Genomic DNA, 19,256 nt, shown 5'->3' with positions numbered 1-19,256 from the left:
GCGGACACTAGCAGAAACCAACCACCCGGCCGCGGCTGCTTCACGTACCGCCGCCATCGGTTCCGCAATAGTTGACGAAATTCCGGCCTGCAGAGCAGTACATGCCCCCTACTTCCGCGCGCATCCCGCACCGTTTTCGCCGATGGCGCGTCGCGGGCTATGTCCTGCTGGGCATCTACGCGCTCTACCTGCTGGCCGGCAACGTTTTCCTCAACACCCCACTGTTCGACCAGGTCACCAACCGCAAGCCGCACAAGTTCGTGATGACCACCGGCCCGGCCATCACGCTGCTGCCGGGCCACGTCATTGCCTGGAACGTGCACATGCGCGGCCACGTGAACCACACCGTCTACGTGCTGCACGCCGAGCGGGCCAGCGCCCGATTGGCGGTATTTCCCCTGTTCAAGCGGGAGGTGCGGGTGCCCCGGCTGCAGGCCACCGGGGTCTCCGCCGAGATCAGCCGGGTCGAGGACGCCATTCCGCCACCGCCGCGCAGCGACCAGGGCTGGACCCTGCGCTTCGATGCCATCCACAGCGACAGCATCCGCAGCGCTCGGTTCGGCAAGTTGTTGATCATCGGCAAGGGCCAGGGCACGGTCGGGTTCCTCAAACAGCTACGCGGCGGCCCGTCCGAACTGTTCGATTCGAAGGTCTCGTTCAGTAAAGCGGACACCAGCTTCGACGGTGTGCAGCTGCTGGGCGACATGAACCTGACCGCGCGCTTCAGCTATCCACGCCACTACCGCGACCAGGCGCCCGGGCTGGCCAAGCTGAAGATCCTGCATGCCCAGCTGGACGTTGATGCACGCAGCCAGGGCCTGCGCATGGATACCGATGCGCAGCAGCCGCGCATTTCCAGCGCGCCGGTGCCCGGCCGCCTGCAGTTGGCGGCCCACCTGATCGACGGCCAGCTGCAGCCCGGCGATCGCGCGCTCTGGCAGGTTCCGCTCTATCTGGGCGATGGCGCGCCCGATCGTGGCCTGCTCGCGCTGCAGCTCAACGTGGCCAACGACCTGCGCCTGCAGGCGCGCCTGCCGCCTCGGCCGGGCTCGGGCAGCGAAGTCGATGCGGACATCCACATCACCGGGCGCGACATCCCGTTCCAGGCGCCGGCCCTGCTGCTGGAGCGCAGTTCCGGCACCGTGCGCGGCGAATGGACCTTTACCTCGCTCAACTGGATCCCTGCCCTGTTCGTGCGCAAGCCGTGGCTGCAGCTGGATGGCGGCGGCACACTGAAGGCCGACCTGCGCCTGCGCCATGGCGAGCTGATCGAAGGCAGCACCGTGGACATTCCCTCAGCGGCCGCCGTGGCCGAAGTTGCCGGCGTGCGCCTGGCCGGCACGGCCAGCGCGCATGGCGAATTGAAGGCCGGCACGCCCAATCAGGCACAGCTGGCGATCCGGCTGCCCCGTTTCAGTGCACGCCCCAGCGATGCCAAGGAAGTGCGCCTGTTCGATGGTCGCGACCTGGCCGTGGACTTGACCGGCGACGGCCGCCTGCAGGAACTGCGCAAGGGTGTACGCGCCCGGCTGCGTTTCAGCGAAGCCACCATACCGGACCTTGCCGCCTACAACCGCTACCTGGGGTCGTCGCAGCTGCGGCTGTTGCGTGGCACTGGCAGCCTCAGTGGCGATGCCACGCTCGACACCGATGGCCGCGTTGGCCATGGCACGGCGCGCCTGCTGGGTCGCAACGCCAGCGCCAAGGTCGCAGGCCTGGACATGGGCGGCGATGTGGACGTGAACGCAACCCTGCGCCGCGGCGACTTCAACCAACGCCACTTCGACCTGTCCGGCACCACCGTCGAACTGCGCAATGTGCAGGTGGCCGGTACCGGGTCCAGCGCAGCATGGAAAGGCCGTGCTGCGTTCAAGCGGGGCCGCATCGACGCGCAATCCCCATTCCAGGTGGACGCTACCACCGACCTGACCCTGAGCGATGCCCGCCCCCTGCTGGCGGTGTTTGCCACGCGCACCGACTACCCGCGCTGGACCCTGTCGCTGCTGGATTCCGGGCAGGTCGATGCGCAGGCCAGGCTGCGCTGGCGGCCGGGCCACCTGATCATCGACGGCCTGCAGGCCGAGAATGATCGCCTTTCGGTGCGCGCACGCCTGGATCTGCTGGAGCAGCGCAAGCGTGGCGACCTGTATCTGCGCTGGGGGCTGCTGGGTGCTGGGATCGAGCTGGATGGCGACCAGCGCCATTGGCACCTCGCCAAGGCGCGCGAGTGGTTCGACCAGCGCCCTTCCCTGCTGCCTTCAAGCCAGGGCGGGAGCGCCGCGGGCACTTCAGACTGATCGACGCCGGCCCGCATCCATTTGCCTCCTCCGTTCGTATGAGGGGGCATAGGCATCATGGAGTTGTACGCAATGAAGCGGAGTTCACAGGCACTGGGTCTTCTGGGATGGTTCGCGGCTACCTTTGCGGCGGCCGCATTGGGCGCGTGGGCCTCCACGTCCGCTGCCAGCTTCTACGCCAGCCTCACCCTGCCGGCCTGGGCACCGCCTGCCGGTGTATTTGGGCCGGTCTGGACCCTGCTCTACGCAATGATGGCGGTTGCCGCCTGGCTGGTCTGGCGGGAGCGCGGCTGGCGCGGTGCGCGTCCGGCGCTGACACTCTATCTAGTGCAGCTCGCGGTCAACGCCTTGTGGAGCTGGCTGTTCTTCGGCTGGAAGCTGGGCGCGCTTGCCTTTGCTGACATTCTTGTCCTGATCGTGCTGGTGTGCGCGACGATCCTTGGCTTCCTGCGCATCCAGCGTGGCGCCGCAGTACTGTTACTGCCCTACCTTGCCTGGATCTCGTTCGCCTCGGCACTCAATTTCGCCGTGTGGCGTGCCAACCCCGGGGTGCTGTGAGCACCCATCAACGCCCTCACGCCTGCGCGGCCACCTGCGGCTTCCAGGCACGCAACAGTGACGGCTTGAATGCCTGTTGGCCGCAGCCGGCAGGGCAACGCACCACCCGCGATGCGGAGTGGCTGACCAGTCCCTGCCCTTCCTCGGCCTTGAACACCGTTTCGCACGACAGGCAGCGGGCGACCAGCGAGTACAGGTGCAGCAGGCGGCCGCTGGCCGGGTCCTGCAGCGCGTCCACATCCAGCAGTTCGAACTGGCAGCTGTCGGGCAGCATGCGATACGGCATGGAAGGCAGGGTCTGCAGGTTCACGGTCGTGGGGGCTCAAGGAGGTTGGCCTACGGTAGGCAACCCCGTGTGCAGCGAGCGTGCAGCGCGCATGTACCTTCTGCGAAACGCCAAAGTGCCCGCCGCACGGCAAAATGAAGAATTCAGTTTTCAATGAAAGGCTCTTCACGCTTACGAAGTGGTATGCGAATGCACGCTTTTGCTTCACCATCACCGGATACCGGATGCAGTGCTGGGTTGTCCCCGTCTGGGATGTTCCCGTCATCCATGAATCATGAGTGCCGCCTTTGATGCCTTCCGTTGAGTCCAAGCACGACGTTGCGCTGTCCCGTTGTGCACGCGAACCGATTCATACGCCGGGCGCAATCCAGCCGTACGGTGTGCTTCTGGTACTGGAGCCGCAGTCACTGCGGGTGCGCGAGCGCGCGATCAGCCAGCCCCGGCTGCTGCAGCAGTTCGGCGAGCCGCTGATGCAGCACGTCAGCGAAGTACTGGGCGGCGTGCTGGCGCCGTTCGAAGCGTTGTTCCAGCAGGCCGCGGTTGGCAGCAGCGCCCACGTCGGCGCCGTGCACCTGGACGGCCACGGCCGGCATCAACTGCTGGTGCACCGCTCCGCCACCGACCTGCTGGTCGAGCTGGAGTCACCCGTTCCCGGCCAGCCGGGCTCGCTGGAGGAACTCTACCCGGCCATCCGCGAGCTGATGACCGCCATCGAGTCGGCCACGACGGTGGAAGACCTGTACCAGCTGGCCGCCGAACACATGCGCCGGCTCACCGGCTTCGATCGCACCCTAGTCTATCAGTTCGACCCCGGCTGGAACGGCATCGTGGTGGCCGAGGATGGCAACGGCCTGTTACCGTCCTACCTGGACCTGCGTTTTCCCGAGTCGGACATTCCGGCCCAGGCCCGCGAACTGTATCGCCGCAACCGGGTACGGCTGATCGCAGACAACAACTACACCCCTGCCCCGCTGATGCGCGCCGAGGACCATCGCGACGCACCGCCCACCGACCTCAGCCTGGCGGTGTTGCGCAGCGTTTCGCCGGTGCACATGCAGTACATGCGCAACATGGGCACCGGTGCATCGATGTCGGTGTCGCTGGTGCACGAAGGCCAGCTGTGGGGCCTGGTGTCGTGCCACACGGTGCATCCGCGCCGGCTGCCCTACCACGTGCGCACGGCGTGCGAGTTCATGGGCCAGATCCTGTCGCTGCAGATTGCCCTGAAGGAACGTGCGCGGGCCATTGAAGAACGTGTGGCGCGCCGCTCGGTGCTGGTCAAGCTGCTGGCCCGCATGGCCGGCGACGAGGACTTCATGGCCGCGCTGCGCCACGACGAAACCAGCCTGCTGTCGCTGACCGGCGCCGCTGGCGCTGCCATCGTGCACAAGGGCGACTGCATGCGCGTGGGCGTGTGCCCGCCCGCGACCGACGTGCTGGCCCTGGCCGATTGGCTGGCCGCACAGCAGGCCGGGCAGGAAACGTACTGCACCGACCATCTGGCCGGCGACTGGTCGCCTGGCGTGCGCCTGGCCGACGTGGCCAGCGGCGTGCTGGCGGTGCCCATCTCGCAGCTGCATGACAGCTACCTGATGTGGTTCCGCCCCGAGGTGGTGCGCACCGTGCGCTGGGGCGGCGACCCACGCAAGACCGCCGCACCTGACGTGGTGCTGTCCCCGCGCAGCTCCTTCGAGGCCTGGAAGGAAACCGTGCAGCAGCGCAGCCTGCCATGGAATGACGCCGACCGCGATGCCGCGCACGAGATGCGCACCGCCATCGTCGACATCGTGCTGCGCAAGGCCGAGGAAATGGCCGAGCTGAACGAGCAGCTGATGCGCAGCAACAAGGAGCTGGAAGCCTTCTCGTACTCGGTCAGCCATGACCTGCGCGCGCCCTTCCGCCACATCGTCGGCTATTCGGAGCTGCTGGGCAGCTCGGCCGGTGAACGCCTCAACGATACCGAACGCCGCTTCCTCGACACCATCGTGGAATCGGCCAAGTCGGCCGGTACGCTGGTGGACGATCTGCTGAGCTTCTCGCAGATGGGCCGTTCCACCCTTGGCCGGGTGCGGCTGGACATGGCCGCGCTTGCCGAGGACGTGCGCAGGAGCCTGGCATTGGACTACGCCGACCGCGACGTGCAATGGACGCTGGCACCGCTGCCGGAGGTGCAGGCCGATCCGACGATGATGCGCCTGGTCTGGCAGAACCTGCTCTCCAACGCGGTCAAGTTCACCCGCGAGCGCGAGCATGCGGTGATCGAGGTCGGCCATGAGCGCAGCGACGAGGAGGATCACTTCTTCGTGCGCGACAACGGCTGCGGCTTCGACATGCGCTATGTCGACAAGCTGTTCGGCGTGTTCCAGCGCCTGCATCACGTCGAGGAATTCGAAGGCACGGGCATCGGCCTGGCCAATGTACGCCGTATCATCAGCCGCCACGGCGGCAGGACCTGGGCCGAGGGTGAGCCCGGCAAGGGCGCCACGATCCACTTCACCTTACCCCGTTCCACAGGAGATCACCCATGAGGGACCTGCGGCCGATCCTCCTCGTCGAGGACAGCCCCAAGGATGCCGAGCTGACACTGGCCGCGCTGTCGCGCTGCCAGCTGCTGAACGATGTCATCCATGTACGCGACGGCGCCGAAGCGCTGGACTACCTGCGCTGCGAGGGCAAGTTCGCCGGCGCCAACCACGGTGGCCCGGTGGTGGTGCTGCTGGACCTGAAGCTGCCCAAGGTGAACGGCCTGGAGGTTCTGGAGCAGGTGCGTGGCGACCCGCAGCTGAGCAGTACCCCGCTGGTGATGCTGACTTCCTCCCGCGAGGAACAGGATCTGGTGCGCAGCTACGAACTGGGCGTGAATGCTTTCGTGGTCAAGCCGGTCGATTTCAAGGAATTCTTCGATGCCATCCAGGGGCTGGGCATGTTCTGGGGCATCACCAACCAGCCGCCGCCCCATCGCCCCAATGGATCGGGGCAGCACAATGCATGATGGATCGCGCCGCAGCGAGCGCCTGCGCATCCTCATGCTGGAGGACAGTGCGCTTGATGCGGAGCTGATCACCGCACAACTGCAACGGGCCGGCCTGGATTTCGAGGTCGAGCGGGTGTGGTCACGCAACACCTTCATCGAGGCGATCGACCAACGCGGGTTCGACGTGATCCTGGCCGACCACGTGCTGCCAGGCTTCGATGGCGACGCGGCCCTCGCGCTTGCACGCGAGCGGATTCCGCACACCCCCTTCATCTTCGTCTCCGGCACGCTTACCGAAGAACTGGCAGTGCAGGCGCTGACCCGCGGCGCACGTGACTACGTGGTCAAGCAGCGGCTGCAGCGCTTGCCGGATGCCATCCGGCGGGCACAGCAGGAGGCCCGCGAACGCACCCAGCTGGCCGATGCACAGGCCGCGCTGAACGACAGCCAGGCCCAGTTGCAGCAGGTAACCGATGCCGTGCCGGCGTTGATCGCCCAGCTCGACAAGGAGCACCGCTACCGCTTTGCCAACAAGGCATTCCTGGACTGGCACGGCATCAGCCTGACCGAGCTGCTGGGCCGTAGCGCGCGCGATGTCAGCGGCATTTCCGCGTTCGAGCATGCGCTGCCCAGCCTGCAACAGGTGCTGCGGGGCGAGCGCAGCAGCTTCCAGGTGGAGCTGGCGCACCGCAGTGGCGAGTCACGCTTCGTGCAGATGGACTGCGTGCCCGAACGCGGCGCCGATGGCGAGGTAGTGGGTTACATCTGCCTGGGCAGCGACGTCTCCGGGTTGAAGCAGGCCGAACTAGCGCTGCGCGAGGACAACCAGCTGCTTGAACGGCAGGTGCAGGCGCGCACCACCGAGCTGCGGGCCAGCAAGCGACGCCTACAGGCGATCTTCGAATCCAGTTTCCAGCACCAGGTGCTGCTGGACCTCGCGGGCCAGGTGGTGGATGCCAACATCGCCTCGTTGGCTGCGGTGCTGGCCGACAAGCCCGAGGTGATGGGCCTGCGTTTCGGTCAGTCGCCCTGGTTCGCCGGCACCGATGACGTCGGCGCGGCCGTTGACCGCGCCATTGTCGATGCCGCCAAGGGGCACAGTTCGCTGCATGCGCTCGACCTGGAGTTGCCGACCGGCCGGCGCAGCTTCGATTTTTCGTTCCGCCCGCTGCTGGATGCCGAGGGCGCGGTCACCGCCGTGGTTTCCGAGGCGGTGGAAACCACCGCCCGGCTGCAGGCCGAGCACGCGCTGCGGCAGGCGCAGAAGATCGAGGCGGTGGGCCAGCTCACCGGCGGCATCGCCCACGATTTCAACAACATCCTCACCGTCATCTCCGGCAACGTCGAGCACGCCATGCTGCTCAGCGAGCGTGCCGGAGAGCCCGGGGCGATGCTCGGCCGTGCACTGGACAACGCCCTCAAGGGCGTCGGCCGCGCCGCCAGCCTGACCCAGCGCCTGCTGGCGTTCGCCCGCCGCCAGCCATTGCACAGCCAGGCCGCCAACCTCAACGACCGCCTGCTGGACATGCATGACATGCTGCAGCGTGCGCTGGGCGAACTGGTGCAGCTGGACATCCGCGTCGCCGAGGACATCTGGTGCATCGAGATCGACGTCAGCCAGCTGGAGGCCTCCGTGCTCAATCTGGCCGTCAATGCCCGCGATGCCATGCCGCACGGCGGTCGGCTGGTCATCGAAGTGGACAACAGCCACCTCGACCACGATTACGCTGCCCTGTTCCCTGATGCAGCACCGGGCGAGTACGTGATGCTGCGGGTCCGCGACAATGGACACGGCATGGATGCGGCCACGCTGGCGCGGGTGTTCGAGCCCTTCTTCACCACCAAGCAGGTGGGCCGGGGAACCGGCCTGGGCCTGTCGATGGTGCACGGCTTCGTCAAGCAGTCCGGCGGGCATGTGCTGATCGATTCGGTGGAAGGCGGCGGCACCAGCATCACCATGATGTTCCCGCGCTCGACGCTGGCCCTGCCCTGTGAGGGAACGGCACCGCAGACCGGGCTGGCCGGCTATTCGCCGCGCGAAGAGACCATCCTGGTAGCCGAGGACAACGATGATGTCCGTGCCCATACCGTGGACGCGCTGCGCATGCTGGGCTACCGCGTGCTGGAAGCACACGACGGCCCTTCGGCCCTGCGCCTGCTGGAGCGCCCTGACACCACGGTGGACCTGCTGTTCTCCGACGTGGTGATGCCTGGCATGTCGGGCTGGGAACTGGTGCGCGAAGTGCGCGAACGCTGGCCGGACGTCGCGGTGCTGTTCACCTCGGGCTACCCGCGTGACCACGATGCGGTCGGCAGCCAGGGCCGTGCGGCCGCGCTGCTGCCCAAGCCGTTCACCCGCAGTGATCTGGCGCAGGCGGTACGCACCGCGTTGGACGCCGCGCTGCACTGAGGTCAAGGCGCCGGATCGCGCACTCCCGCTGCGATCCGGTTGATGTCCGCGCACTCCACCGTGGCCGGCGGATGCTCCCGGCCGGCCAGCGCGATCATTGCCTGGCCCAACGCCAGATTGCTGGTCACCAGCGAGGGCGCGATCGCGCCTGCCAGTTTCATCAGCGGCGCGCCACCCCAGTACAACGGCTTCAGCACGCCATGGCGGGTGCCGGTGCCTTCCACCGGGCGCACGCCACCCGGGCGCAACATCACCGTGCGAACCGGCAATGCCTGCAGCGCCTGCTCGGTTTCGCCCTTGATGCGCAGCGGCATCAGCCGGCTGTCCGCATCTGCGCCTGCACCGGACACATACAGCAAGCACCCCTGCGGATTGGCCGCTGCCCACGCCCGGGCAACGGCCAGCGTGGTGTCCAGCGTGACGCGACGGTACTCGGCCTCGGCGGTGCCTACCGGTGGCGCACCGGCACAGTAGAAGCAGGCATCGAACCCTGCCAGTTCATCCTGCCGCGCTTCGATGTGCAGGAACTCCGGCACGATCAGTTCGCTGCCCGCACCGCGGAGGCTGCCCGAATGCCGGACCAACGCGGTCAGCTCAGCCACCTGCCTCGACTGCTGGCAGGCCAGGGCCACGCCCTGCCCCACCAACCCGGTAGCGCCGGTCAACAGAACCCGCAATGCACCGGCAGCCGCCATTGTGGTCACCCTAAAGCTTCACGAAACGCTGGATCTTCCGCGCCAGCCAGCCACTGAACACCAGCGGCGCATCCAGCGCGGACACGCAGATGCACGGCACACCCGGTGCGGTGACGGGCTGGTGCTCCACCTCCTCATCCAGGTCCGCCACATCGCCCGGCGCGAACAGGCCCAGCGCGTCGTTGTACGAACCGCGAAGGATCTGGGTCAGCTCACTGCGTCCGTGGCTGTGCATCGGCAGGCACTTGCCCGGCGCGATCTTCAGCATGATCAGCGATGGCATCTGTTCGGCGCGGATGCAGTGCACGCCCGGCGCCATCCAGCGCCAACGCAGGGCTGCCAGCGACGCACCGAAGTACGGGTGCAGCGACACAGGCAGGTGATCAGGATCGGCCTCCGGGCGCTCCCGCTGCGGCACGCTCGCCACCATGGGCAGGCCGACGGGCGACTCGCTGGCAAGCTGCGCCAGCATCGCCTCGCGCAACGCACTCCGGCGTGCGTCACCTTCGGCTGACGCAGGTTGCGTCTGCTCCAGCAGCACCGACCCGATCGCCTCGGCGTCGCGCAGGCGCTGGCGGCACTGCGGGCAGTGTTCAAGATGGGCGCCGGCCACGATGCTCAACGGCGCGGGCAGCGCACCGGCCGCATAGCTCATCAACGTGGATTCGTGCAGGTGGTGGTGCGGATTCACAGCGCACCTCCCACTTTCGACTGCAGTTGCAGGAACGCACGTCGCAGATGCGATTTGACCGTGCCCAGCGGCATGCCCAGCGCCTCGGCAATCTCGCTGTGGCTCTTGGCTTCGAAATAGGACATCCGCACCAATCGCGCCTGCACCGCAGGCAGTTCGTTGATGCGCTGGCGCAGCCGCGCCTGGTCGGCGAACTGTTCGGCGCTGCTGCGTTCGACCATATCCAGGGTTGCCGCGTCCTCCACCGCCGCCTGCACCTGCAGCCAGCTGCGCTCGCGCCGCACCCGATCAATATGCAGGTTGCGGGCAATCCGGTACAGCCAGGTACTCAGCGCCCCTTGGGCGGCATCGTAGTCGGACGCGCGCAGCCACAACCGCAGCAGGCATTCCTGCGCCAGTTCTTCGGCCACAGCGTCAGGTGCGCCGAGGCCGCGCAGATAGACGCACAGCCGTGGCATGAAATGGTCGTAGATCCGCATGAAGCAGTCGCGGTCGCGCAGGCGGGCGACCCTGTCCATGTCACCGGCCCAGTTCGTCGGCTCGCTGCTCGGCTGCTGGGAACTGGACACGATGCGTGCGGTATCGAAGGTGAGGAGAGTGCTGGCAGCGTCAGGGTACATCTGCGTTCGCGGCGGGCAGGTGAAGGTCTGTCCTCTGTACGCGCGTGGGTGGCGATTGGATGCAGGCCACGGACCGCATCCATCCGGCCGCGCCTGACGTATGACCGGGGCCCTCCCTGCGGATGACGATCATGCGGACCGCCTGGCTGCTGTTGTGCCTCCCCCACGCCGCGCTGGCCGCCCCCTGGCTGCGGACCGAAGGCCTTGCCAGCACCGGGCAAGGCGCCGCCGCCTATCGCGAAGTGCACTGGCAGCGCGACGCGACCGAAGGCGCCGAACGCTGGGTGCTGTACCAGTGCCCGGATGGGCGCCCCTTCGCCCGCAAGCACCTGCCCGCGACATCCCGCCCGCAGGCGCGCGGCTACTCGCTGGACGACCTGCGCAGCGGCCAGAAGGTGCAGATCGAGGTGGCCGGCGGCAGTGTCCTGGTCGACTGGAAGGAGGATGCCGATGCGCCATCGCGCCAGCGCCGCCTGGAACTGCCCGCTGATGCCGTGATCGATGTCGGCTTTGACGCCGCCGTGCGCCAGCATTGGCCGGCGCTGATGCGCGGCGAGCGCATCTCGCTGCCTTTCCTGGTCCCGGGGCGGCAGCGCTATTTCCCTGTACAGATTCGCCGCTCTGCCCCGCTGCGCTGGCAGGGGGTGGCCGCTCAGCAGATCGAGGTCAGCCTCGACACCTGGTATGGCGGCATCGCACCGCGCCTGCAGCTGGTCTATGCCGATGCCGACCGACGACTGCTGGAGTTCCAGGGCACCAGCAACCTGCGCGATGCACGGGGCCACTATCCGCAGGTGGTGGTTCGATTCGCCGCTGCCGCGCGCGCGAGCAGCGCGAGCGAATGGCAGCAGGCCTGGGCGCAATCGCTCGTTGCCGGTTGCGGCGTGACGTCCGGGTGAAGCGAAACTAACAGCGGAAGCACGCATCCAGTGGGCATCGTGGTGCGTATAGAGAACACACGACCCCCTTCGAGACCCCTCATGGCCTCTGCAGCGCCCCTCCCCCGTCGCCGTTGGCGCCTGCTGCGCACAGTGCAGCGCTGGGTCGACACCGGCAGTGCTGCAGACAGCGCCGTCGACCGCCCCGGGCGGATCGACTGGCTGCGCGCGGTCCCCTTCGCCTTGATGCATGTGGCGTGCCTGGCGGTGATCTGGGTGGGCGTGTCATGGACCGCAGTGATCGTTGCGGCGGCGCTCTATGCCGTGCGCATGTTCGCGATCACCGCGTTCTACCACCGCTATTTTTCGCATCGCACCTTCCAGGCGTCGCGAGCGGTGCAGTTCGTATTCGCTGTCATCGGGGCCGCCAGCGTGCAACGCGGACCGCTGTGGTGGGCCGCGCACCATCGCCACCATCACCGCCACGCCGACCAGCCGCTGGACCCGCACTCGCCGCGTGAAGGCGGCTTCTGGCGCAGCCACATGGGCTGGTTCCTGACCCGCGAAGCCTTCGCCACGGACCTTTCGCGCATCCCCGACCTGGCGCGCTTCCCTGAACTGCGTTGGCTGGATCGCTTCGACACCGCGGTTCCCGTACTGCTCGCCGCGGCGCTGTATGCCCTCGGCGCCGCGCTGGAGCGCTGGGCGCCGGGCCTGCACACCTCGGGACCGCAGTTGCTGGTCTGGGGCTTCTTCATTTCCACCGTCGTGCTGTTCCATGCCACCGTGACCATCAACTCGCTGGCGCATCGATTCGGCCGCCGCCGCTTCGAGACCCGCGATGACAGCCGCAACAACCTCTGGCTGGCCCTGCTTACCTTTGGCGAAGGCTGGCACAACAACCACCACTTCTTCCCGGGAACGGTCCGCCAGGGCTTCCGCTGGTGGGAGGTGGACCTGACCTGGTACGGCCTGCGCGTCATGGCGGCCCTCGGCCTGGTAAAGGGCCTCAAGCCGATTCCCGAGTGGGTGCTGGCCAAGGCGAGGTACTGACATGCGCATCGCGATCATCGGCTCCGGTATTGCGGGCCTGGCCAGCGCCTGGTGGCTGGACGGCGAACACGAGGTCACGCTGTTCGAGGCCAACGACTATCTGGGCGGCCACACCCATACCCACGACGTACAGGTCGATGGCCTGCAGATGGCGGTGGACACCGGCTTCATCGTCTTCAATCCGTTGCACTACCCGCTGCTGACGGCATTGTTCGACGAACTGGGCGTGGCCTCCCAACCTACGACGATGAGCTTCTCCCTGCACAGCGAGCGCAGCGGGGTGGAGTACAACGCCACCTCGCTGGATGGGCTGTTCTGCCAACGCCGCAACCTGCTGTCACCCCGGTTCTGGGGCATGCTGGCCGACCTGCGCCGGTTCTACCGGGACGCGCCCCTGCTGCTGGGCGAGGATGAAGGCCCCACCCTGGGCCAGTACCTGCATGCCCAGCGCTACGGCCAGGCATTCATCGAAGAGCACCTGCTGCCGATGGCATCGGCGCTGTGGTCGTCCCCCACCCGCTCGGTGATGGAGTTCCCGGCCCGCTACCTGGCCCAGTTCATGGCCAACCACCAGATGCTGCAGATGACCGGGCGCTCGCCCTGGCGCGTGGTGAGTGGCGGCTCGGCGCGCTATGTCGATGCCTTGCGCGCCCGCTGGCGCGTGCGTGAGCGGCTGCAGTGCCCGGTGCATTCGGTCGAGCGCATGCCGTGGGGTGCGCGCGTGCATAGTGCGGCCGGCGTGGAGGGTTTCGATGAGGTGATCCTGGCCTGTCACAGCGACCAGGCGCTGGCGCTGCTGGGTGACGCAGACCCTGTCGAGCGCGAGGTGCTCGCTGCCATCCGCTACCAGCCCAACGAAGCGGTGCTGCACACCGACGCAACGCTGCTGCCGCGCAATCGCAAGGCATGGGCCGCATGGAACGCGCATGTGCCGCGTGACCCGTCTGCACCCTGCACGGTCAGTTACTGCATGAACCTGCTGCAGGGACTGCCCGGTGACACGCCGCTGGTGGTGACGCTCAACCGCAGCGAGGCGATCGACCCGAGCAAGGTCCTGCGCACGCTGCACTACGCCCACCCGGTGCACGACCACGCAGCCATCCGGGCCCAGCAGCGCTGGCCCGAGCTGCAGGGCCGTCGCCACACCTGGTTCGCAGGCGCGTACTGGGGCTGGGGCTTTCATGAGGATGGAATCCGCAGTGCGCGGCGCGTGGTCGATGCGCTGCGTGCCTGCGAGCCACACCGGCTGCTGCCGGCGGCCGGCGAGGTCGCGGCATGAGCGCCAGCGCGCTCTATTTCGGGCAGGTGATGCACCGGCGGCATCACCCGCACCCGCATGCGTTCCGTTACCCGATCGCGCAACTGCTGCTCGACCTGGACGAGCTCGATACGGTGTTCGCTGGCCGCTGGCTGTGGTCGATCAATCGGCGCAACCTGGCCGAATTCCGCCGCAGCGACTACTTCGGTGATTCCACGCGGCCACTGGCCGATGCAGTCCGCGACCACGCCGCGGCCACCCTCGGCTTCCGGCCTGCCGGCCCGGTGCGCCTTCTTACCCACCTGCGCTTTGCCGGGCATGTGTTCAATCCGGTCAGCTTCTATTACTGCTACCAGCCCGATGGAAGCACCCTGGACTGCATCGTGGCCGAGATCACCAACACCCCGTGGAAGGAACGGCATGCCTATGTGCTGCCGGTCTCCACGGCCACCCATGAAGGTACCTCGCTGCGCTGGCAGTTCGACAAGGGCTTCCACGTCTCGCCCTTCATGCCGATGGACTGCCGCTATGACTGGCGCTTCAACGTGCCCGGCGAGGACCTGCGCGTGCACATGCAGGTCTCGCGCGACGGTGTCCGCCAGTTCGATGCCACCCAGGCCATGCAGCGCCGCGCACTGGATGGCCCCGGCCTGGCCCGGGTGCTTGCCTGCTATCCGCTGATGACGCTGCAGGTGGTGGCCGCCATCCACTGGCAGGCCTTGCGCCTGTGGCTGAAGCGCAACCCCGTCCACGACCACCCCAACCTTGCCGGGAAACCGCGATGAACTCGATGACTCCTTCGGTCGCGCTGCCGCGCCCGGGCGCACTGGATGCCTTTCTTCGCCGCCGCCTGCTGGCCCAGCTCGCCCCGCTGCGCGAGGGCCGGCTGTGTGTGCGTGACGCGCTCGGCGAAGTCTGGCTCGGCGATGCCCGGGGCGAACTGCATGTCACCGTCACCATCGACGACCCGGCGTTCTACAGGAAGGTCGCCGCGCAAGGCAGCGTCGGCGCAGGTGAGAGCTACATCAACGGTGAATGGCGCTGCGACGATCTGGTCGCGCTGATACGGCTGCTGGTACGCAACCGCGATCTTCTCGACAGCATGGAACACGGCCCGGCCCGCGTCGGCGGTTGGCTGCTGCGCGGCTGGAACCGCCTGCGCCGCAACAGCCGTGAAGGCAGCCGCCGCAACATCGCCGCGCACTACGATCTCGGCAACGACTTCTTCGCCCTGTTCCTGTCGCCGGACCTGATGTACTCCTCGGCGCTGTTCTCCGATGAAAGCGAATCGCTCGAATTGGCCTCGCGGCGCAAGCTGGACCGCATCTGCCAGCAGCTGCGGCTCAGCCCTGGCGATCGCGTGGTGGAGATCGGCACCGGCTGGGGCGGCTTCGCCGTGCATGCCGCTACGCACTATGGCTGCCACGTCACCACCACCACCATTTCCGCCGAACAGCATGCGCTGGCCGCAGAACGCGTGCAGGCCGCCGGTTTGCAGGACCGGGTCACCCTGCTGATGCAGGACTACCGCGACCTGCAGGGCCAGTTCGACAAGCTGGTCTCGATCGAGATGATCGAAGCCATCGGCGCCGAGTATCTGGACACCTATATGGCCACGTTGCAGCGCCTGCTGAAGCCGGACGGCGTGGCCCTGCTGCAGGCGATCACCATCGAGGATCACCGCTACGAGCAGGCCCGGCGCAGCGTCGACTACATCAAACGCTACGTCTTCCCGGGTAGTTTCATTCCATCGATCAACGCGATCATGGCGGCCAAGACCCGAGCCAGCGACCTGCAACTGATCGCCCAGCAGGATTTCGGGCACTCCTATGCGCTGACCCTGCGCGCCTGGCGCCAGCGCTTCCTGGCGCAGTTGCCCGCGGTGCAGGCACAAGGCTTCGACGCGCGCTTCTGCCGGCTGTGGGAGTTCTACCTGGCGTACTGCGAGGGCGGCTTCCTCGAGCGCTCGATCGGTGTCTCGCACCTGCTGCTGGCGCGCCCCGGCCATCGGCCGATCACGGATGCGGACGGCGGGCACTGAGATGGGTCGCTTCTGGGCCAACCTGCTCGGTAACCAACTGGTCTGGCTGAGCGCCGTGGCCGGTGCTGGCCGCGGCTGGCAATGGCCCGCATTGCTGGCTGCGTCGCTGTACGTCGGCAGCCAGCTGCTCACGTCCCCGCAGCCGAGGCTGGACCTCCGGCTGCTGGCATGGGCGCTGGCCTGCGCCTGGCTGGTCGACGCCAGTGCAGCGGCCAGCGGCACGGTGCGCTATGCCGCCGCCGCGTTCGGTTGGGCGCCGCCGCCGTGGATCATGGCGCTGTGGGCGGCGTTCGCGATGACGCTGACCACTTCGATGCGCTTCCTGCAGCGGCACGCCGCGCTGCCGATGCTGTTCGGCCTGCTGCTGGCGCCACTGGCCTACCTCTCTGCTGCGCGCGGCTTTGACGCAGTGCGGTTCGCAGCGCCGGCATGGCACGGCCTGCTCGTGCTCGGCATTGGCTGGAGCATCGCGCTTTCCCTGCTGTGCAGCCGTGCCCGGCTCGGATCGCGCGGCGCGCCACAGCCACCCCTCGCTGGAGCGCCGTCATGATCGACCTGTTATGGGTGCTGTTGTACGCCGTGCTGATAATGAGCTGGGGCTGGGCCTGGCAACGCCGCCACACAAACATCGGTGTAGTCGATGTGCTGTGGGCCAAGGGCGTCGGTGCATCTGCACTGTTGCTTGCGTTGCTCGGCGATGGCGCGCTGATGCCACGGGTGGCACTGGGCGCGCTCGGCGGCATGTGGGGCGGCCGCCTCGCCCTGCATCTGTGGCACCGGGTCCGTCACGAAGCGGAGGACGGACGCTATCGCTACCTGCGCGAGCACTGGCACGGCCACCAGGGAAAGATCTTCGGTTTCTTCATGGCCCAGGCCCTGCTGATCATCCTGTTCGCCCCGCCCTTCGTAGCGGTCGCGGCCAACCCACGGCCGGGGCTGACGATCTGGATCGTGGCCGCTGCGGGGGTCTGGCTGCTCAGCGTGGGGGGTGAAGCGCTGGCCGACCGCCAGCTGGCCCGGTTTCGCGCCAACCCGGCCAACAAGGGCCGCACCTGCCGGGATGGCCTGTGGCGCTACTCGCGGCACCCGAACTATTTCTTCGAATGGCTGCACTGGTTCACCTACGTGCTGTTGGCCGTGGGTTCGCCACTGTGGTGGATGGCCTGGCTTGGGCCGCTGCTGATGTATGTGTTCCTGCGCTACCTCAGCGGTATTCCGTTCACCGAAAAGCAGGCCCTGCGCAGCCGCGGCGACGACTACCGCGAGTATCAGCGCACGACCCCGATGTTCTTCCCCTGGTTCCCACGCCCTTCCAAGGAGCATTCCGCATGAACGCGATCCCGTCACAGAACCCCACCGAAGCGGGTGAGAGCGGGCTGATCGCCTGGGCCGAGCGCGGCTGGGTTCCAGATGCAGCCTTGCGCGCCGGCATCCGGCGCCTGTGCGCGCAGCGCCTGCACGAGGAAGCCGAGGGCGGCATCGAGGGCCAGTCGGCCCGCTTCAACCGCCGCATCGCCGAATTGGCCGACAGCCCACTGGCGCTGCATACCGATGCCGCCAACCGCCAGCACTACGAGGTGCCCGCCGCCTTCTTCCAGGCTTGCCTGGGCAGGCAGCTGAAGTACAGCAGTTGCTACTACCCGACCGGCAACGAGACGCTGGACCAGGCCGAAGACGCGATGCTGGCCCTGTACGGCGAACGTGCCGGGCTGGCCGATGGCCAGCACATCCTGGAGCTGGGTTGCGGCTGGGGCTCGCTGACCCTGTGGATGGCCGAGCGCTATCCGCTCGCCCGGATCACCGCCGTGTCCAACTCGAACAGCCAGCGCCAGCACATCCTGGCGCAGTGCGCGTCGCGAGGGCTGCACAACGTCGAGGTGCTCACCCGCGACGTCAACCAGCTGGAACTGCCACACGCGCAGTTCGACCGCTGCGTCTCGGTGGAAATGTTCGAACACGTGCGCAACTACCAGCGCCTGCTCGCGCGCATCGCGCAGTGGCTGAAGCCGGACGGCGCGCTTTTCGTGCACATTTTCGCGCACCGCACGCTGATGTATCCGTTCGAGACCGACGGCGGCGACAACTGGATGGGCCGGCATTTCTTCACCGGCGGGCTGATGCCTGCCGCCGATACCCTGCTGCACTTCCAGCGCGACCTGCAGCTGGAGCAGCGTTGGCTGATCGATGGCACCCATTACCAGCGCACCGCCGATCATTGGCTGGCCAACCAGGATGCGGCCTGCGACCGCGTGATGCCGGTGCTGGTTGCTACCTACGGCGAAGCGGCCGCACGGATCTGGTGGCAGCGCTGGCGCATGTTCTGGATGGCCTGCGCCGAGCTGTTCGGCTACGACGATGGCCAGCAGTGGCTGGTGGCCCATTACCTGTTCCGTCCACGCTGAGGTGTCGCATGCGCATTTTCCCGTTGCTCCCGCTGCTGGCGGTCGGACTGTTCGGTACCGGTTGCAGTTCCAATGACACACGCCCCCTGCCGCGCCCGCCATCGGTGGACGTGCCGCGCTTCATGGGCGACTGGTACGTGATCGCCCACATTCCCTCGCGTCCCGAGCGCGAGGCGTTCGATGCGGTCGAGAGTTACGCACTGCGGCCCGATGGGCGCATCCAGACCACCTTCACCTATCGCAAGGGCAGCTTTGACGCGCCACAGAAGTCGATGCATCCCATCGGCCGGGTCGAAAAGGAAGGAAACGGCGCCGTCTGGGGCATGCAGTTCATCTGGCCGATCCAGGCTGAGTACATCATCGCCTGGCTGGCTGATGACTACCGCCAGACCATCGTGGCGCGCAGCAAGCGCGACTATGTGTGGTTCATGGCGCGCACGCCACAGGTCTCGGACAGCGACTACCAGCAGGCGGTGCAACGCATCGCGGCAATGGGCTATGACACGCGGAAGCTGCGACGGGTGCCGCAGTCGGTGCGATGACCCCCTGCTACGCCCCTGCGTGGCCGCTCGCCCAGCACTTCGCACCAGGCTGACACTGCGCATCCACGCTGTTGATGCGGCAGGTCGCACACTGCGGTTCCCCATGTGAAACAGGCACCACCGGCATGCATCCCGAATCCCGCCCGCACATCTGCAACCTGCTGCTGGTGGAGGACCAGTTCGACCTGGCCACACTGATGGAGCAGGCGCTGCAGCAAGAGGGCGACCAGGTCACGCATGCCTACAGCGTGTTCGATGCACTGGGCCTGCTCGACACCCGGCAGTTCGACGGCGCCGTGCTGGATATCGAGCTGCGCGACGGCGTGGTGTTCCCGGTCGCCGATCGCCTGGCCGCGCTCGGAGTGCCCTATCTGTTCGTGTCGGCGGTCTATGACCAGCTGGTGCCGGCAAGGCATCGCGGCGCCCCGTTCGTTGCCAAGCCATTCCATCTCGAAAAGCTGCAGCGAGCCGTGCAGCAAGCCATCAGCGGCAGCCCCGCCATTGCATCGCCGGGGCCGGAAGGTGCCCCTCGCAATCCAGCGCACCCACAG

The 19,256-nt window shown here is 67.3% G+C and carries 18 protein-coding genes and 1 pseudogene; 15 read left to right on the top strand and 4 right to left on the bottom strand.

Going from position 1 to position 19,256, the window contains the following annotated elements; genetic code table 11:
- Positions 1-101: 101 nt before the first annotated feature.
- Both N5C18_RS13080 and N5C18_RS13075 read left to right on the top strand, forming a co-directional pair.
- A complete protein-coding gene (locus N5C18_RS13080) occupies positions 102-2,297 on the top strand; it encodes a hypothetical protein (RefSeq protein WP_279944778.1) in 2,196 nt (731 codons plus the stop codon).
- Between the two features lie 72 nt (positions 2,298-2,369).
- Positions 2,370-2,855 carry a TspO/MBR family protein gene (locus tag N5C18_RS13075; protein WP_053509062.1) on the top strand — a complete coding sequence of 162 codons (486 nt, stop codon included), beginning with the start codon at positions 2,370-2,372 and terminating at the stop codon, positions 2,853-2,855.
- 16 nt (positions 2,856-2,871) lie between these two features.
- Here N5C18_RS13075 and N5C18_RS13070 read toward each other — a convergent pair whose 3' ends face one another.
- The gene (locus N5C18_RS13070; protein WP_053509060.1) at positions 2,872-3,165 is read right to left on the bottom strand and encodes a hypothetical protein; all 294 of its coding nucleotides are present in this window, start codon (positions 3,163-3,165) and stop codon (positions 2,872-2,874) included.
- 266 nt (positions 3,166-3,431) lie between these two features.
- Here N5C18_RS13070 and N5C18_RS13065 point away from each other — a divergent pair, with 266 nt between their 5' ends.
- The 3 genes from N5C18_RS13065 to N5C18_RS13055 are packed head-to-tail and all read left to right on the top strand — an operon-like array spanning position 3,432 to position 8,525.
- The gene (locus tag N5C18_RS13065; RefSeq protein WP_279944777.1) at positions 3,432-5,669 is read left to right on the top strand and encodes an ATP-binding protein; all 2,238 of its coding nucleotides are present in this window, start codon (positions 3,432-3,434) and stop codon (positions 5,667-5,669) included.
- Positions 5,666-6,133, top strand: a complete 468-nt coding sequence (locus tag N5C18_RS13060) for a response regulator (protein WP_053509056.1) — start codon at positions 5,666-5,668, stop codon at positions 6,131-6,133. The genes N5C18_RS13065 and N5C18_RS13060 overlap by 4 nt, the downstream gene beginning before the upstream one ends.
- On the top strand, positions 6,126-8,525 hold the full coding sequence (locus N5C18_RS13055; protein ID WP_279944775.1) for a hybrid sensor histidine kinase/response regulator: 2,400 nt from the start codon (positions 6,126-6,128) through the stop codon (positions 8,523-8,525). Before N5C18_RS13060 ends, N5C18_RS13055 begins: the two co-directional genes overlap by 8 nt.
- 2 nt (positions 8,526-8,527) lie before the next feature.
- Here the strand turns inward: N5C18_RS13055 and N5C18_RS13050 are convergent, their stop codons facing one another.
- Genes N5C18_RS13050 through N5C18_RS13040 form a run of 3 tightly spaced genes read right to left on the bottom strand, consistent with a single transcriptional unit; the run spans position 8,528 to position 10,531 of the window.
- Positions 8,528-9,220: an oxidoreductase gene (locus N5C18_RS13050; RefSeq protein WP_279944774.1), complete on the bottom strand. Its 693-nt coding sequence runs from the start codon at positions 9,218-9,220 to the stop codon at positions 8,528-8,530.
- A gap of 10 nt (positions 9,221-9,230) precedes the next feature.
- Positions 9,231-9,911, bottom strand: a complete 681-nt coding sequence (locus tag N5C18_RS13045) for a ChrR family anti-sigma-E factor (RefSeq protein WP_279944773.1) — start codon at positions 9,909-9,911, stop codon at positions 9,231-9,233.
- Positions 9,908-10,531, bottom strand: coding sequence for a sigma-70 family RNA polymerase sigma factor (locus N5C18_RS13040; protein ID WP_279944772.1), 624 nt, complete (start codon positions 10,529-10,531; stop codon positions 9,908-9,910). The genes N5C18_RS13045 and N5C18_RS13040 overlap by 4 nt, the downstream gene beginning before the upstream one ends.
- Before the next feature lie 131 nt (positions 10,532-10,662).
- Between N5C18_RS13040 and N5C18_RS13035 the strand changes: the two genes are divergently transcribed.
- The 10 genes and pseudogenes from N5C18_RS13035 to N5C18_RS12990 form a co-directional block, all read left to right on the top strand.
- Positions 10,663-11,430, top strand: a complete 768-nt coding sequence (locus N5C18_RS13035) for a hypothetical protein (protein ID WP_164240857.1) — start codon at positions 10,663-10,665, stop codon at positions 11,428-11,430.
- A gap of 81 nt (positions 11,431-11,511) precedes the next feature.
- Positions 11,512-12,462, top strand: a complete 951-nt coding sequence (locus tag N5C18_RS13030) for an acyl-CoA desaturase (RefSeq protein ID WP_164240858.1) — start codon at positions 11,512-11,514, stop codon at positions 12,460-12,462.
- Between the two features lies 1 nt (position 12,463).
- Positions 12,464-13,741: an FAD-dependent oxidoreductase gene (locus N5C18_RS13025; protein WP_279935446.1), complete on the top strand. Its 1,278-nt coding sequence runs from the start codon at positions 12,464-12,466 to the stop codon at positions 13,739-13,741.
- Complete coding sequence (locus N5C18_RS13020) at positions 13,738-14,505, top strand: DUF1365 domain-containing protein (protein WP_164240860.1); 768 nt, start codon at positions 13,738-13,740, stop codon at positions 14,503-14,505. Before N5C18_RS13025 ends, N5C18_RS13020 begins: the two co-directional genes overlap by 4 nt.
- Entirely contained in the window at positions 14,502-15,761 is a 1,260-nt protein-coding gene (locus N5C18_RS13015; protein ID WP_164240861.1) for a cyclopropane-fatty-acyl-phospholipid synthase family protein, read from the top strand. Before N5C18_RS13020 ends, N5C18_RS13015 begins: the two co-directional genes overlap by 4 nt.
- Before the next feature lies 1 nt (position 15,762).
- The gene (locus N5C18_RS13010) at positions 15,763-16,311 is read left to right on the top strand and encodes a DUF2878 domain-containing protein (RefSeq protein ID WP_164240862.1); all 549 of its coding nucleotides are present in this window, start codon (positions 15,763-15,765) and stop codon (positions 16,309-16,311) included.
- Positions 16,308-17,093, top strand: coding sequence for a DUF1295 domain-containing protein (locus tag N5C18_RS13005; RefSeq protein ID WP_164240863.1), 786 nt, complete (start codon positions 16,308-16,310; stop codon positions 17,091-17,093). The genes N5C18_RS13010 and N5C18_RS13005 overlap by 4 nt, the downstream gene beginning before the upstream one ends.
- On the top strand, positions 17,090-18,163 hold the full coding sequence (locus tag N5C18_RS13000; protein WP_279944771.1) for a cyclopropane-fatty-acyl-phospholipid synthase: 1,074 nt from the start codon (positions 17,090-17,092) through the stop codon (positions 18,161-18,163). Before N5C18_RS13005 ends, N5C18_RS13000 begins: the two co-directional genes overlap by 4 nt.
- Positions 18,164-18,171: 8 nt before the next feature.
- Positions 18,172-18,705 carry a lipocalin family protein gene (locus tag N5C18_RS12995; protein ID WP_164240864.1) on the top strand — a complete coding sequence of 178 codons (534 nt, stop codon included), beginning with the start codon at positions 18,172-18,174 and terminating at the stop codon, positions 18,703-18,705.
- Positions 18,706-18,830: 125 nt separating this feature from the next.
- Positions 18,831-19,184: pseudogene (locus N5C18_RS12990) on the top strand (response regulator); the annotation flags it as partial.
- Positions 19,185-19,256: the final 72 nt, after the last annotated feature.

The organism is Stenotrophomonas sp. GD03930, assembly GCF_029839665.1.
Taxonomy (GTDB): Bacteria; Pseudomonadota; Gammaproteobacteria; order Xanthomonadales; family Xanthomonadaceae; genus Stenotrophomonas; species Stenotrophomonas forensis.
The sequence above is the reverse complement of the archived record's forward strand: the minus strand, read 5'-3'. Positions and strand labels throughout refer to the sequence as shown.